Origin of the sequence: Rudanella lutea DSM 19387, assembly GCF_000383955.1 — a bacterium.
GTDB classification, from domain to species: domain Bacteria; phylum Bacteroidota; class Bacteroidia; order Cytophagales; family Spirosomataceae; genus Rudanella; species Rudanella lutea.
The window spans coordinates 2551975-2568851 of sequence record NZ_KB913013.1 but is presented as its reverse complement, the minus strand read 5'-3'; the positions used below and the strand labels follow the sequence as shown (position 1 = coordinate 2568851).

Annotated in this window: 11 protein-coding genes; 5 read left to right on the top strand and 6 right to left on the bottom strand. The window is 43.6% G+C overall.

Features of this window, described 5'->3' with window-relative positions:
* Positions 1-213: 213 nt before the first annotated feature.
* From RUDLU_RS28745 to RUDLU_RS29265, 6 genes are all read right to left on the bottom strand, one after another.
* Positions 214-1497 carry a hypothetical protein gene (locus RUDLU_RS28745; protein ID WP_019988360.1) on the bottom strand — a complete coding sequence of 428 codons (1284 nt, stop codon included), beginning with the start codon at positions 1495-1497 and terminating at the stop codon, positions 214-216.
* Positions 1498-1579: 82 nt separating this feature from the next.
* A complete protein-coding gene (locus tag RUDLU_RS0110615) occupies positions 1580-2152 on the bottom strand; it encodes a class I SAM-dependent methyltransferase (RefSeq protein ID WP_019988359.1) in 573 nt (190 codons plus the stop codon).
* Between the two features lies 1 nt (position 2153).
* The gene (locus tag RUDLU_RS29270) at positions 2154-2708 is read right to left on the bottom strand and encodes an acyltransferase (protein WP_083940560.1); all 555 of its coding nucleotides are present in this window, start codon (positions 2706-2708) and stop codon (positions 2154-2156) included.
* Between the two features lie 26 nt (positions 2709-2734).
* Positions 2735-3979, bottom strand: coding sequence for an oligosaccharide flippase family protein (locus RUDLU_RS0110610; RefSeq protein ID WP_083940559.1), 1245 nt, complete (start codon positions 3977-3979; stop codon positions 2735-2737).
* 18 nt (positions 3980-3997) lie between these two features.
* Entirely contained in the window at positions 3998-5503 is a 1506-nt protein-coding gene (locus RUDLU_RS0110605; RefSeq protein WP_019988357.1) for a glycosyl hydrolase family 28-related protein, read from the bottom strand.
* Positions 5504-5560: 57 nt separating this feature from the next.
* The gene (locus RUDLU_RS29265; RefSeq protein WP_083940558.1) at positions 5561-8899 is read right to left on the bottom strand and encodes a right-handed parallel beta-helix repeat-containing protein; all 3339 of its coding nucleotides are present in this window, start codon (positions 8897-8899) and stop codon (positions 5561-5563) included.
* 244 nt (positions 8900-9143) lie between these two features.
* Here RUDLU_RS29265 and RUDLU_RS27290 point away from each other — a divergent pair, with 244 nt between their 5' ends.
* From RUDLU_RS27290 to RUDLU_RS0110575, 5 genes are all read left to right on the top strand, one after another.
* Positions 9144-11054, top strand: a complete 1911-nt coding sequence (locus RUDLU_RS27290) for a bZIP transcription factor (protein ID WP_245581655.1) — start codon at positions 9144-9146, stop codon at positions 11052-11054.
* A gap of 407 nt (positions 11055-11461) precedes the next feature.
* Positions 11462-12820 (top strand): bZIP transcription factor, encoded by a 1359-nt coding sequence (locus tag RUDLU_RS0110590; RefSeq protein ID WP_019988354.1) that lies wholly within the window; start codon positions 11462-11464, stop codon positions 12818-12820.
* A gap of 9 nt (positions 12821-12829) precedes the next feature.
* Positions 12830-13384: a T9SS type A sorting domain-containing protein gene (locus RUDLU_RS0110585; protein ID WP_019988353.1), complete on the top strand. Its 555-nt coding sequence runs from the start codon at positions 12830-12832 to the stop codon at positions 13382-13384.
* Between the two features lie 150 nt (positions 13385-13534).
* Positions 13535-15043 carry a capsule assembly Wzi family protein gene (locus RUDLU_RS0110580; protein WP_019988352.1) on the top strand — a complete coding sequence of 503 codons (1509 nt, stop codon included), beginning with the start codon at positions 13535-13537 and terminating at the stop codon, positions 15041-15043.
* Positions 15044-15253: 210 nt separating this feature from the next.
* A complete protein-coding gene (locus tag RUDLU_RS0110575) occupies positions 15254-16633 on the top strand; it encodes an exopolysaccharide biosynthesis polyprenyl glycosylphosphotransferase (RefSeq protein WP_027302949.1) in 1380 nt (459 codons plus the stop codon).
* Positions 16634-16877 lie beyond the last annotated feature (244 nt).

Here is a 16877-nt window from a genome sequence, read left to right as displayed (position 1 = left end):
GCATTAATCCAACGACTCTTATTTCGATACGTCTTTTTACTATAGTTTCAACAACATAAAGACTTGCTAAAAACAGGATCAGTACATAGACAAACCGGAAAGAAAATCCCCCAAGGCGTAAATTCAAAAAAACATCAAAAGACGAACTTTGAAATATTACATAGAGTATAAAGTATACAAAGTGACGATATTTTATAGTGTAATCCTTCATTGCTACACATTAATGTATCGATTCTCATTAACAAAGGAGGGTTTAATCTTATCTTGTTTTAGTAAAAAGAGTTGGTTCTCTGGCCGTACGTACCGGAACATAAACTTACAAAGTAGAGCGTACCTCTCAAACCCAAGTATCTTCTTTGTAATTTTTGCCATAGTATTGATATAAGCTATCTTTCTGTCAAATCCTTTGAAATTAATTTCATTCAGTTTATCAGATGAATCATTGTAGACAATGAGCCCACTCTTTTGCAAAATATTGAAGAAGGAGTCTTGTGGCTCTGTTAAAAATGGATCTTCAAAAGAGACATTCATGTCCAATAACTGTCTTAGAAAACGTCTGTGAAACTGGGTGACTGGCATGTTGTTATCGAACGTCGAAAATGAATATTTAAGAATAGAAAGCTTGCTACTGATGTTTTCTTGTACAAGAAGATTAGCATAAAACTCGCTAATAGTTTTAATATCAGGAAAACGGTTAGAGTTTACCGGAATAAAGTTTTCAAATGAGTTAGCAAGTTTGAATTTGTAATTAGAATAATGGTAGAAAATGACTGGCTCTTCTGCTCCCCCTGTGATTCGATTTTTTACCCAATATTTATCATCATGATAGGATATTTCTCGCTCATGCCAATTCCAAATAGCGATGTTATACCCTAAGCCGCGCTCAACATGAACGTGAGAAAATAGGACTGGAATGAAGTCTACCCATTTCTGATCTACATGCAACCCATCAGTCCGATCAGCGTAGCAGTGCGATTGTAGCCGTTGACACCACCATTCGATAATTCTATTACCCTCTATTGTATTGCTTATTCCGCAGAAGCCCAAATTAAAGATGCCTGCAAACAAAATATTGCCTTCTCTGAATATTCCGGAATAAATAGGCTCAGGCGTTTGATAATGAGGGGTTATCACCATCGAGGCTGAATCTAGCTCTCCGTATATCTTATTTAATGGGCTAAATACATATATGTCAGGGTCAAAATACAATACCTTATTGTAACCCTTTTGAAAAAAATATTTGTACGCAAATGGTTTAAGAGCTGTACAGAATTCTGTCACATTATACTTAAACGCCAATTCCTTCATTGAGGGAATAGATAAATCTTCTGAAGGAATAATAGGATAAGCTTGATTTGAAAAATCTATTAGCCCATCTGCGGTATCAGCAACAACAATGTAGAATGGAGTGTCTGGATGGTGCTTACAAATCGAGTCACCTAGTACTTTAGCTAGGGGAATGTAGTTTTTGGCAACTATTGTAAATATGGCTTCCACTTATTGCTTCTCTTTTTTGCTGACAACTATATTTTGTGGAGCCAAAATCGGGTCCAATAGCCCAAAATGAACTGATCTAAACTTACCTTGGAGCAATGAAATAATTTCCCTGCGACTTGATTGGCTTCAATTCAGGTGTAGTAAGCATTTCTATCATATCCTGCATACAAAAAAAGCGTAAATGGGTTTTATCCATAATACCACTTTGCTCGTAATGGAAACTACCTTTAAGTAGTATTCGGCTCCAGTTTGTTATCTCTCTGATATTAGGACAAGAAGCAATTATTACCCCTCCTTGTTTAAGGTACCGTGATAGTTTTTCAACAGCTGCCCAGGGGTTGACTAAATGTTCAAGTACATCCCCACACATTATTACATCAAAGTAATCTAATGGGAAGTCTGGTGTTTGGTTTTCGATGTCGCCTATAAATAGTTTATCAATGATTGGGTTGTTCTGATTCGAATTGGGAATAGCGAATAGTTCAACGGCATAGACTTCTGAAGCAATACCACGCTCTTTCAAGGCTAGCAACGTATCGCACCCGCCCGCACCAATATCTAAAACTCGATTCCCGTCTCTCGAAGGGATTTGAGCAATCAAATCTTCGCGTATCTGAGAGAAGTAAATGGGCTTTTTATTGTTATACAGCTGCATGTTAGCAAGGGGTATTTTGTTTAATTAATCTGGCAGGTGAGCCAGCAATGACTGAGTAATCAGGAAACGATTTGTTTACTACCGAGTGTGCGCCTACTACGCAATGCTTTCCTAGCTCTACACCGGAAAGAATAGTAGTTCGATACCCTAAAAAAGAATTTTCACCGATTATCACAGGGCCTTTGCTGAACAATGGCTGTGTGGCAGGAGGATGCCCATTGGCATCAGTTCCATGACCATGATCTGAGATGTAAACATATTCACTAAGAAGACAACCTTGTTTTATCTCAACTTTGTCAATAGCGGTAATGCAAAGGTGATTCCCTATTGAAACGTTTGAATGAATAATTATGGATGGATCGAAGCGTTGTTCCAAATAAGTGTCAAAGGCACCTAACCAAGCATGCTTGCCAATAGTGGAATTTTGCCCTATTTGAATATACTTTCCTCCCTGTAATCGCAAATATGGGATTGACAGATAGCTTCCTTTTGCAAAGTTTATTCCCGAAAGTATCGAAACTATACTTCTGATACTGGATTTGAGCGCCCAAAGCATGTCAAATACTTACTAGTAGTTGCAGGCTACCAAATCGAAAATGATGTGTGCCGCTTGTGTAGTATAAGATGAAGCGCCAAAGTTACGCCTATTTGTGTAATTACAGCTGCCCAAGCTGCTCCTATTGCCCCAAATAGAAAGACCATTAACATTGTCAATCCTATACTTAGGGCAGCTGACCAATTGAAAATCAAAGCATTGTCGCGCTGTTTTCCGTAAGCTAAGAGTAGTTGGTATGCTGGGACATTCAGGCATATGGCAAGTGGAAGGAAGCTCAAAATCTTAATTAAACTACTAGTGTCTTCTTGATATGATCCCGAAATGATGTATATTATATTGTCCGAAAATATGAATAGCCCGAAGCAGATAGTAGAGACAAGAGCAATGAACGGGGGATAATATTTCCGTATAAATTTTAGTGATTCAAAGTGTGATATTTGAGCTAGTCGGCATAGTACAGGGTATGTAACTTGTGAGAAAACACCAATCAATTGCCATACAGCAAAAGATATTTTTTCTGCAATACCATATTTGCCCACTATATCATCGGTTACAAATAAGCCTAAGATCAGGATGGTAGTATTACTGAAAAGTGTAGCAGCAATAAGTGATGTAAAGTAATACCATCCGGTTTTCAATTCGCCGTAAATCGTTGAAATTGGCTGAAGTTGTAAAACAATATTATATTTCACCTTGGCATACCCTAAGCCAATTATACCTGAAACAAGGTTGGCTAATCCTAATAATCCTACTGTATATACGTACTGGCTAGGCTCATTGATGACAATGATCACTAACAATATTGAAACAATTTTTGCAACTAAGTTAATCCAGGTCAGATGCTTCATGTCTTCTAAACCTTGGAATAGCCATGTTGGAATAAGGGCATTACCCAACATATAGATCGAGCCAAATAAATACAAAAATACTTCTTGAGATAAACGAGGAATTAGAAAAACTAGGCAAGCAAAGAACAGACTTGAGAAGAGAAAAATAGTGACCTTAGTTTGAATAACAGAGGAGACGACTACCGAAATAACTCGTATATCGCCCTGGTTAACAGCAATGTTACGAGGTGCTGTAATGTTGAACCCATAGTCAATAAATGCACTTAGGTAGAGCATAATATTGAGTGCATACATTACTGTTCCAAAAGGCGTTGCACCCAGTGTCCTGAATAGATAAGGATATATTAAAATTGGAATAACAAAATTGGTAAGCTGTACTGCTCCTACTGAAACGAAGTTGCTAAATAATTTTGATTGACTCATTTAGGGATCAGTGACTCTTTAATAAGAATTTTTCGGAGTATTTCCAAAAAATACATCGCCAATTTGTGTGTAGGTAAGCCAAACAGTAACCTTGTTGTTCTTAAAGTTGGGATTACTAATAACTAGTCTACCATCAGCATCACAAGAGAAAGAAGGTGGACCCCAAGACGTACTATTCAAAGACCTTGGGTTCGAGAGTATGCTTACGAACCCGCTATTACCCCCTCCTTCATGTTGTAAAATTAGTGAATACCGGTAATCATAATTCGCACCTGATAGATAAATTGTGACTAAATATGTTGCCCCTTTTGTGGGTACGTCTACATGTGTAGTTGAGCTGTTTAGTACCATCTGCTTGTTGTAACGAGCGTCCTGAGTAAGTACAGTACCATTTGGTTGATAACTTACGTTGCGGGCAGATACAAATTGACCGCTTGTTACTCCATCGCCAACACTTGATATGTTACCACAAAAGAAGGTTGGTAAATTTCCTGTAGACAGAGTAAGATGCCCATTGGGCATCTTTTCTAATGTCAAGTTACCTATAAACGTCGGCTTGTTTGACGTCGTATTCTGATTTTCTACTAAAATACTATTGGATCCATTTATCCAAATCTGCCCATTCAGTGGACTATTGTAAGGTAAGCAACCATCTTCAACAACAATAACAGAGCCTTTTGTATTGATCAAGTTGTTTACTGCCATGCCTGTCCCGTTAAAAGATTCATTTCCGTTAGTACGTCGATAGCGAATAGCCGTACTACATTCAGAATCGAATACACAGTCATCTGCTACTGAATATTCTGTAAAACTACCTCTGTTCCTGTTGTGAAAAATGATACCAGTTTTATTGGTTTTGAAAGTGCAGTTACGAATTTTTTGACCGCATTGTCCGCTTATCTCAACCCCGGTACTATTATCACTACCAATAAAAGTGATGCCTGATACTACTGAGCGACATAGCACTCCTGAACCTCCGATAATGTTGAGACAAGCAGTTCCGTCTTTGATATCTTTGTAGTTGAAAGTGACTGCGCCTTCTATTCCTTCTATGTTCAAGCCAGTGAAGCTCTCAGATTTGTAAATAGATTTGGTGATCCTATATATTCCTCTCGGGACCACCAATGTTAGGCCAAACTTTGTGCTATACTCAACAGCATTTTGAATCGCTTTTGTGTCGTCAGCTTTGCCATTTCCAACGGCCCCAAAAAAATGTAGGTTGACCCGATTGTCTGCATTGGTCCTTTTGTACCGCTTACCGTCAATAGTTTGGATTACAGTAGCATCATTATCAGGAGTATTTTTATCGTCAAGGTCCAACTCAAAAAGCCCAATCTTACCTGGATTTGTAATGAAAATAACAGTAGGCACTGAATCGCTTTTAGAGCGTCTTAAATCTTCGATTGTGTATGTATTATTTTCGATCCCTTTGCCTACTTGTTGAAAAGCGTGTTTGTCTCTGTCTTTTGTTTGGCTACATGCTGAGTAACTCATCAAAAGAAGTAGGAAAAAGAACTTTTGCATGTCGCTTGTTTATTTGGTGACATAATTGTTGAGGGATACTGTCTAGCCAGTGATTAACTATCTAACTAATAAAGTTAACTGGTGCTGGTCATCTTCACCGTTTGAGAAGCCATTATTAGGCACAGAGTCTGTATCAATTGTAGAAGAAGCCACAACTTGAGAATTATTTATCCATTGTCCTCTTGAAACCGCCCTTGCTTGAAACGAAAGTGATATCGATTCCCCCGCATTCAGGTTAGGTATAGTTGCTGTTAATATATTTCCATTCTGGATCCAATTGGCGCCTGTTGAAAACGCCAATCCCGTAGGAAGGACATTTTGTAACTGTATATTCGAAGTATAGGCGCCACCTCTATTCACTATGACTATCGTGATGGTGACTGTCTCGTTTATCGAAAGGCTATTTTTGTTACTGAAAGTACGTAAACTTAGGTCACACTGTGAGGGCACTGGCACAGGTTCATTTGTTATTGGGGCTGGTACAGGTCTTTGTAATGGATTTGGAGAAGCATACACTTGGCCAACTAAATCTTTTGTTCGAATTTCCGATTCAGCCATGTCATCTTCACCATCAGCTATGCCTGAGTTAGGTGTGCTATCAGGATCAGGATAAGAGCTAGATGCAATCTGCGCACTCAATCTAAATATCCCATTCGTCGTCGGCTGAACAGAGAAAACAAAAGTCGTATCAGTTAATGGTCTTAAATCTCTGACGGTACCGGACAAAATATTATTTGTGAATGATAGGCCCGTGCTATTGATAACTTGTAAAGAACTTGGAATTCGCAGTGTCCATTGAGCTCCTATTGATGGTAATGAACGATTGGTATTATTGCGTATTTTCAATCTGTAAGAGAGAGGTTTATTGACTGTTTGGCTCCGGACATCAGAATAGAGAGTCAAGTTTAGATCAACGGGATATGTTTTACTGGCATCGTCTCGAAATAAAACTAGCGACTTATATGCTGGTAAGCTCACCTGACGACTGTAAACTTGATTTCTGGCATCACGGAATGTGCCTCCAATAGCTATTATGCTATCTCTTGGCGTTGGATTGTATATTAATTGTATTACATTATTCGGATCAAGAGTATTTACATCAACTTCACGAAAACTTAAATTATCAATAAATAACGGTTCCGAGTTCTCAAAAACTCGAAGTATTGAAAGGGCATTCTGCAGGTCTCTATTTGGCCGGACAACAACTTGATAGTGTTGGGGTGTAGTCCCTACTACAACTGCAGGACGTGTATCGACAAGTGGTGTGAATGGAGCAAATTGAGGTTGAATATAAACCTGAACCAACCTATTGGGAACTGTGCTTACGGCATCGAACTCAATGAGATAGTCTTTTTGTGCCGAAACAGAATTGATAACCTGAGCAGCATATAAAGAAGCGCCCGGGTTGTTAGTTATTGTGGTAAAATTTAGATTTAGACTACCACCATCAATGCGGTTACTGTTATCCCATGTTCCCTGACCGTTGTTAAAATCACTAAATATAAAGGGGCCCCCTGAACCATAACCTGTGCCTGTGGTAAAATTGCCACCTATAACTCTTTCCGGGCCAGTGTAAGCATTAAAAAAGAAGTTCTTATATGTGATCGGTGAGCGCGTTGAATTCAAATCTTTACCATATAAATTTTGCCACTCTGTCAGTGATTTTGGATCGAAAAGTGTCCCATTAGGTGGGCGGTATGACAATCTAAGCGTTTGAACATCTTCAATTGGACGTGCGTATACATTATTTGTGAAGGTTCCAAATGAGCTTAGATCCGAAAAGTAAGAATCATAAATAGCTGTATATTGATTTACACCCTTAGCGGTAAATATATTGTTTTGAATACTGTTACCTGTAGTGGGGCAGATACCAGTGTAGTCCATTACAAACTGACCACTCTTATTGTCATAGGCAATATTATTTTCAACAATCGAATTTTGGGTTCCGTGTAGGTAGATTCCATAGAGTCCACAATTAAATGTGGTATTTGATCGCACAATTACACTATTTATACATTCATCAAGGTATATTCCATTTGCACCAAGAAAGCCATCAGGTGATCCATCTGGGGCCCCTACTCCATTAAAAACTAAATTATCCTGTAGGATAACATTGCCCATTGTTTCCTGAGCGTTGTTTGTTACATAAAGGCCTCCGCCGTCGCTTTTAACAAGGCAGAAATTAGAAATGACGTTGCGTTGTATAGTGGCATTGTTTTTAGGAAAGTTAATAGCCGTATAACCCACACTGTCAACTTTGTTGTCCTCAATTGTAGCTCCAGATATTGTGTTTGCAATAAAGCCTATATACTGAGCATCACCTGACTTGCCTCGCCCTGGTGAGGTACCTATTTTACGAAGAGTGTTTGCTCTAAAGATAAAGTTACTGTAGCCATCAATCTGAAACCCATTATTATTACAATCTACAATTGTATTACTCTCAAGGAGTATCGAATTGCCACTACCTCCGAAGTAGATGCCATTCTCGCCAGCGTTTGTGATCTCACAATTTTTTATACTAATGTTGGAGTTATTTGCTCCTACAATACCATGGTTCAAAGTCTCAGTAATAATTAAATCTTCGAATGCTATATACGTACAACCTCTTAAAATTATGCCGTTACTAGCTGTTGTGACACTTATAGATTGTGTATTTGGGTTAGCCTGGGATGAATAATAACTAATTTGCTTGTTAGCCGGATTGTAATACCACTCACCTTGTAGATCTAGTGTTGCTGGATGGCTTTGTATAAAAAAACCAAACTGATCGCTTAAGTCATAAGTTGACGTATTGCTAAGAGTAAGTGTATTTCCTGATTGTTGAGTGATAAGGGCTCGATCGATGATAAAGTAATTTGACCGGACTACAACCTCACCTCCTGTCCAATTACTTGTAAGAGGCTGAAGACTCGTTAGTGAGTTTTTTCCTGAATGGTTTTGTACTGTTAGGTACCCTTTATTACCTGTATTCGAATTTGGAAATCTCCCTAAAGGCTGAGATATATTGTTGACATATAGGCCAGTAGGTGCAATAGAACAGCTTGAGCATGTAGTTTGCCAGACAGAGTTGCCACTATTAACCCAGTTTGTTAATAATGTGGAACCGGCTAAGACTGGTTTATTCCCTGAACCGTAAGCTCCAAATTTAATCTGGCTATTGGCATTACCTGAGCGGGTCAAATCTAATGTTCCTCTAAATGTATCTCCTCTTCTGAATAGTATTTGATCTCCAGGAACTAAGGGTAAGGAACTGACTTTGGCAAGTGTTTGTAGTGGACTACTAATAGATAGGCCGTTGTTGGCATCGTTACCATTTGCTGCAACATAGTATATTTGCTGGCCTGTTGCAGATTGAGCAAAAACAAGGAGAATAGTTAACAGTAGAGTTAGTCGCATAGCTTCACAACAAATTAAAACAGGTGCTACCGTATTTTTAATAATTTAAGGCACACTTGCAGAAACGTCCCCTTGGGAACTTTTGCAATTTAAAATTATCATAAGGTATAGAATGTTGTGATAGCCATTCAATTAATTTAATAGACGAAACGGAGTTATTCTGAATTTAGTAGATATGTTATTAATAGAGAGTAGTGTAGTTTTGTTAAAACACGGGGGCTACGACGTTTTAAATCATCTCACAATGAAAATATGTTTACTTACCGCTATTCTACTTATTACATGTGGAGAGCTGATAGCACAAACTAATTTGGTGCTCACCAGTCCTAGTTCGATTTCAACAGGAGGATCGGACAATACTCTAGTTGGTATTGGGGCTGGTAACCAAAACATGAGCGGCAACGGAAATTTAATGGTTGGCCGGTCTGCTGGTGTGCAGAACTCTTCTGGAGCCCAGAATTCATTTATAGGAAGCTTTTCGGGACGTCAAAACTCATCAGGAAGTTATAATGCTTTTGTGGGCTATGAGGCTGGCTTTAATAATACAACAGGTAATAATAATGCATTTATAGGGAATGGCGCTGGATACTCTAACACAACGGGCTTCAGTAACTTCTTTGGTGGTTATAGATCGGGGTATTTTAATACAAGTGGTCGAAATAATGTTTTTGTTGGATCAGGATCAGGATACGGTAATATATCAGGAGCTGATAACACTTTCGTTGGTGCAGACGCAGGTGGAAACAATCAGACCGGCATTGGTAATGTTTTTGTGGGAACTTTGTCAGGCTCTGTAAGTACATCCGCACAACAAAACACATTCATAGGAGCACGTTCAGGACTAAATACGAGCAGTGGATCAAACACGTTCATTGGCTTTGAAAGTGGATTGAGTAACACGATAGGTACTGACAATGTGTTTATTGGTGTCAACGCTGGGAAGTCAAATACAGATGGCAGTTTTAACCTGTTCGTGGGCGGAAATGCTGGGCAGGCCAATACGACGGGCCGGGAAAATCTTTTCTTTGGTGCTGGTTCTGGCTTTTCTAATATTGGGGGACGCTTCAACACGTTCATGGGCCTCAATTCAGGCTTTGCTAATACAAGCGGAGAGAACAACGTATTTGTAGGGCAGCGGGCTGGCTTTTCCAACACGACAGGTAGCTTCAATCTCTTTGTAGGAGCCGAGACGGGTCGTGCCAACGTGGGTGGAGTGTTTAACACGTTCATTGGCAACGGTGCTGGTTACAGCAACCTCAACGGAGGTAGCAATACGTTTGTGGGTTTGAATAGTGGTTTTAAGACAACTGGTTCTGAGAACGTATTCTTAGGACGCGACGCTGGTTTGGAGAATCTTGGCGGTCAGCAGAACACGTTCCTGGGTACGGGGGCGGGTGTTGATGCTGGGGTAACAGTAAATAACGCAGTGGCCATTGGCTACAACAGCCGGGTAAGTGTATCGAATGCAGTTGTGTTGGGCAATAACGCCAATGTGGGCATTGGCACCTCGGCCCCATCAGCCAAGTTGCACGTGGTATCGTCAACGACCAACACGTCGGGCTTGCGGTTGCAGAACCTGACGTCATCATCGCCGGCGACGGCGTTGGCGCAGACGAAGTTTCTGACGGTGGATGCGAGCGGGAACGTGGTGCTGGGTAGCCTGAACAACTCGGCCCGTGAGGCCTCTGCGTCAGTGGGGGAGAGCTACTGGCAGCTGGCGGGCGGTCGTTTGCAGAACAGCTCAGGCGAAGCGGTGGTGATTGGTCAGGGGATCAACAAGCTGAGCGGGAACTACGGCTTGTACGTGGAGAAGGGCATCCTGACCGAGAAGGTGAAGGTGGCTGTGAAGAACAGTGCTGACTGGAGTGACTATGTGTTTGCGCCGGAGTACCGGTTGCGGAAGCTTTCGGAGGTGGAGTCGTTCATCAAGGCGCACGGTCATCTGCCCGACGTGCCGAGTGCTACGGAGGTGGTACGTGAGGGTGTAGACATGGCCAAGATGGATGCCACCCTGCTCCAGAAAATAGAAGAACTCACACTCTACGTAATTGCTTTGGAGCGAAAAACTAAACAAATTGATCGGCTAGCGAAAGAGAACGATAAGTTGAAAGGGCAAGTAAAAACTCTAACAAAAAAGTTGCGCCGTTTAAAATGAAAGTAACGTTGGCGTATTGTTTGCTCAGAAAAATAATAACCAAATAATAAACTGTCACTCAACTGAAAGCGTAATTTTTGAAGATACGTTTTGGAGTGTTAGTTTCACAGCAATATTCGGGTTCGGAGTATAATTCTGGCATGGCGAGGATAAACTTCAGTATGTAACCTCAGACTGCTTTCTTTGAGTTTTAAATTGTAGACCATTAATTAGCCACCAGCAACACGCATTTAAACTTTTGGCATATGAAGAATAAACTACTACTTTTTCTTGCCTTTTCTGGCATGACTTCTTTAGCGCAAGCTCAGAGTATCGAAACACCTGCTAATACCGCATTAACTATTGCGAGTGATATTACACTGCCATCTGCCAAGGCGATACGTGTTGATGGGAACCCTTTCATACGATTGACTACTCAAGCTAGTGGTAATGTTCTGGTAGGTTTTGGTGTAGGTCAATCAGGTAGCAATAACACGTTTATTGGCAACACGGCGGGTTCTGGTAACACGATAGGTACTGACAATGTGTTTATTGGTGTCAACGCTGGGAAGTCAAATACAGATGGCAGTTTTAACCTGTTCGTGGGCGGAAATGCTGGGCAGGCCAATACGACGGGCCGGGAAAATCTTTTCTTTGGTGCTGGTTCTGGCTTTTCTAATATTGGGGGACGCTTCAACACGTTCATGGGCCTCAATTCAGGCTTTGCTAATACAAGCGGAGAGAACAACGTATTTGTAGGGCAGCGGGCTGGCTTTTCCAACACGACAGGTAGCTTCAATCTCTTTGTAGGAGCCGAGACGGGTCGTGCCAACGTGGGTGGAGTGTTTAACACGTTCATTGGCAACGGTGCTGGTTACAGCAACCTCAACGGAGGTAGCAATACGTTTGTGGGTTTGAATAGTGGTTTTAAGACAACTGGTTCTGAGAACGTATTCTTAGGACGCGACGCTGGTTTGGAGAATCTTGGCGGTCAGCAGAACACGTTCCTGGGTACGGGGGCGGGTGTTGATGCTGGGGTAACAGTAAATAACGCAGTGGCCATTGGCTACAACAGCCGGGTAAGTGTATCGAATGCAGTTGTGTTGGGCAATAACGCCAATGTGGGCATTGGCACCTCGGCCCCATCAGCCAAGTTGCACGTGGTATCGTCAACGACCAACACGTCGGGCTTGCGGTTGCAGAACCTGACGTCATCATCGCCGGCGACGGCGTTGGCGCAGACGAAGTTTCTGACGGTGGATGCGAGCGGGAACGTGGTGCTGGGTAGCCTGAACAACTCGGCCCGTGAGGCCTCTGCGTCAGTGGGGGAGAGCTACTGGCAGCTGGCGGGCGGTCGTTTGCAGAACAGCTCAGGCGAAGCGGTGGTGATTGGTCAGGGGATCAACAAGCTGAGCGGGAACTACGGCTTGTACGTGGAGAAGGGCATCCTGACCGAGAAGGTGAAGGTGGCTGTGAAGAACAGTGCTGACTGGAGTGACTATGTGTTTGCGCCGGAGTACCGGTTGCGGAAGCTTTCGGAGGTGGAGTCGTTCATCAAGGCGCACGGTCATCTGCCCGACGTGCCGAGTGCTACGGAGGTGGTACGTGAGGGTGTAGACATGGCCAAGATGGATGCCACCCTGCTCCAGAAAATAGAAGAACTCACACTCTACATGGTAGAGATGCAGAAAGAAGTAAGCTCACTGCGTAAGGAAAACGAACAACTGCGCCGGAAAAGCAGTACTATGCAGCGTCAGATCAAGCAGATTCGCCAAACGTCTAAATAAGTGTCAGCTATGATAAAAGTAGTACTGTCGGTAGTGGCTCTGCTCGCTGTGGGGGGAGTAGCTATGGCTCAGGAATATCCCGTTCGGCAGGAGATTGCCCGGACGATGCAGGCTGGCGCGACGATTGAAGAGCGAGCGGTTGAGCATATTGTGGCCCGGAATGCAGTTACCCAACGGGCGACGGTTCTGTACGAGGCTGGTCGGTCGATTACGTTACAACCGGGTTTTACCGCGGAGGCAGGCGCTGTGTTTGAAGCCAGTATTGCCAACGTGGTTTCGCGGACGGTGAGTAATCCTGAAAATCGGGTGATGACCGTATCGGCGGCTCCCAACCCGTTTGCGGATCAAACGGTTGTTGATTATAACCTGCCAAACGCTGCCCGTGTAACCCGTACGCTGACTGATGCGCAGGGGCGGGTGATGGAGCAAACCAACGAAGATGGTGTTCAGGCAGCCGGTCAGTACAAAGTGAATGTACGCGGAGGCCATTTGCCGGCCGGTTTGTACATTTATCAGATTCAGACCGACAACGGCTCTAAGTCGATTCGTTTGATTAAGCAGTAGGAATTCAAATAGTTTATGAAGGGGAGATACACCGGGTGTATCTCCCCTTTTTTGTTTTACTACAACACCTGGGCTAGGCTTATCTACAGGTTAGGGGCTGTTGACCAAAAGGTGTAAGTTTGTAGCTTGTTTATCCCGACCCATTAAACTATGCTGTCGAGTCGTAAAGTGCTTTTGGTGGTTAGCTTGTTCGCGATTCGCCCATTGTACGGACAATCCGTTAAGCTCCCCGGGCAGTACGATACCGAGATTGGCGGCTATACGTCGTCGGCTGGTCAAACGCCTTTCTGGCAGCAATCGAATCAGTTTGGCGTTGTCCCCACCCGCACACCCGCCCTCACCCTCCGGGCCTCGGCCCATGCTGAGTACGATACCAGCAAAGCCCGAAAAAGTAAGTTTGACTATGGCTATGGTGCACGCGTTGTGGTCAATGCCGTAACGGACGGAAGAGTACTCTTGCCTGAATTATATGCCAAGGTTCGGTTTGGAGCCCTGGAGGCATCCGTAGGGCGCCGACAGAGGATATATGGCCTGGTTGATACTACACTAAGTTCGGGATCGTATAGCTGGTCGGGCAACGCGCTGCCTATTCCGCAGATCGAGCTGTCGGTACCCACGTTTACACCTATCCCGTTTACCAAAGGATGGGTGTCGTTTCAAGGCTCCTACGCACACGGGTGGATGAACCCGACCGGGTTTGTGAATCATTCGATGCTGCACCAGAAAACGCTCTATCTGCGGATTGGGCGGCCTGATGATAAAATCCGGCTGTACGGTGGCTTTACCCATCAGGCTGTTTGGGGAGGAGAGATCAATGACCTGTCGCTGATCAATAACCCGGCCATTGCCAAAGAGAGCCAGCTACCGGCCCGCTTTCGCGATTATGTGTACGTGGTGACTGGCTTTCGGTTAGGCCGACCCGACGACGAGGATCGGCTGGCTAATTTTGATTATACCAACCGGATCGGTAACCATTTGGGCTCAGTTGATGTAGGGGCTGATGTCAATCTGGGTGCGTTCAATCTGTTTGCGTATCGGCAGCAGCTTTTCGACGATGGTTCTCTGTACTATTTCATCAACATCGCCGATGGTCTCAACGGGCTGCGGCTTCGTCAGCGTAATCCGCAGGCTAAGGTCCGCGAGATCCTGATCGAATTTCTAAACACAACGAGTCAGGGGGGAGACGTTTTCGATCTGACTACGTCTAATCCTCAGAGCCGGGGCCGCGACAATTATTTCAATCACTCGCAATTTCGGGATGGTTGGTCGTATCGGCAGCGGGGTATCGGTACGCCGTTTATTACGCCGGCATTGGGGCCCAATGGTGAATGGCCGTTCGGAATTTTTACCAATAACAACCGGGTGCGGGTTTTTCACGTAGGTATGGCAGGGAGTTTATCCGCCGGGCAAATTCTGGCATGGGCCGGACGGGTTAACTACCAGGCCAAGTTTTCGTTTAGCCGGAACTATGGTACCTACAATGACCCTTTTTCGGCGCCACTCGATCAGTTTTCGGGGATTTTGTCGCTGTCGATACCGTTTGGCGGGGGATTTGCCGTATCCAGTTCGCTGGGCGTTGATTCGGGCGAATTGTATCCTTCCAACATTGGATTGTATCTGGGGCTGCGGAAAGTCTGGCACAAAAAATCTGTAGACTAAGTGCCTGATAATTTGAGGAATAAAAAAGTACGATAGTGGAAATATCCACTATTTTTGTCGAATGCATTTTGTGCACCGTTCGGTAACTTTCTGAACGAAGGCCTGTAGATGGCCCGTATATTTAAGGCTTAGGAGAGTTTGGAACGTGCTGGCAAGGTAAGCCTGATAAGGTATGCAGTTGATTAGCTTCTATTTATGACCTAAGTTTTAATGAGACACAGGTATTCTGTTTTTTTTCTACCCTTGCACATTCTGGCTGATTTCTTTTGCCTGAATGCCGCGTTTGTATTGGCGTATAATGTAAAGTTTGGGTCTGTTAGTGCGGTTGCTGAGCCACCTTATGCTACGCTGTGGCTCGTGTTTAACTTGGTATGGCTGGTCATTGCGATCACCCTGAAGCCTTATAATTTTCCCCGTCAACTTTTCAAGATTGACCACCTGCTGAAAAAGCAGGCGATGGTTATTGGCGTGCACGTCGCTGCGATTGCGGTATATTGGGTTTTTACGCAGGCATACTACTACTCGCGCGATCATCTCTTTTACACGTATATACTGTTCTTTTTTCTGGGGGCTGCGTACCGCATTGGCGGGTTGCTGTTTCTGCGCGAATATCGGGCAAGGGGTTACAATAACCGGCGCTACGTAGTGGTTGGGTATGGTAAATTGTCAAAAACGATCACCCGTTTCTACGATATTCACCCCGAGATGGGGTTTCGGTTCTGTGGGTTCTTTGACCATAGCTCATCTGAAAACAGATTGGCCCTTAAAGGTGGGTACGAAGATCTGGCAACGTATATTCGTGATAACCAGATTGATTGCGTGTACTGCTGCCTGCCCTACATCGACAACACGTACCTGCGCCAAATTGTGGATAATGCCGATGACCTCGACTATCAGGTAAAACTTCTGGTCGACTTCCGGGGCTTTCTATCACGTGGGACTTCGGTCGAATACCATGATTTTCTGCCCGTTCTGAATCTGTCATCCCAAATCCTCGAAGATTTCCGGGTCAATGCGCTCAAGCGGGCTTTCGATATTCTATTCTCTTTGGGCGTTATCGTGCTGGGTTCGCCGATTTTCGTTGCTGTAGCTTTGGCTACCCGCCTATCGTCGAAAGGTCCAATCTTTTACGCGCAGGAGCGAGTCGGCCGGGAGGGGATTCCGTTTACGATCTACAAGTTTCGGAGTATGTACGTCAATTCGGAGAAAGCCGGTCCATCACTCTCTCAGGGCTTACAAGACAACCGGATTACACCCTGGGGCCGATTTATGCGCCGGACCCGGCTCGATGAGTTACCGCAGTTTTTTAACGTGCTTAAAGGCGATATGTCGGTAGTAGGCCCCCGGCCGGAGCGGCAGTACTTCATTGATCAGATTGTGGAGATTGCTCCTGAGTATCGCGATCTGCTGAAAGTAAAGCCAGGTATTACGTCTATTGGGCAGGTGAAATTTGGGTATGCAGCCAATGTAGATGAAATGGTGAAGCGGCTACGCTTCGACCTGCTCTATCCCGAACGCCGTTCGTTTGGTCTGGACATTTGGATTATTGTTCAGACAGTGCGCGTCATGATGCAGGGGCGCGGCCAATAGCTGCGTCCGTTTGATTTAAACCACTGGAAACCGATCTGTAAACCGGCTTCCAGTGGTTTTTTATTGGCTTTTAATTATCTTGACGTTGACCTCCTGTGGGGTTCGTGTTTACATTTGCATACCTTTAATACTCATTTTACACTATAGGTAATTAAGACTTCGTATATAAGCGGAGAGCGTAGGCGATAAGTGAGTTTATTTTAATCCATTCAACGTATTGAAAGCCGGGGAGATCGTGGTGAAA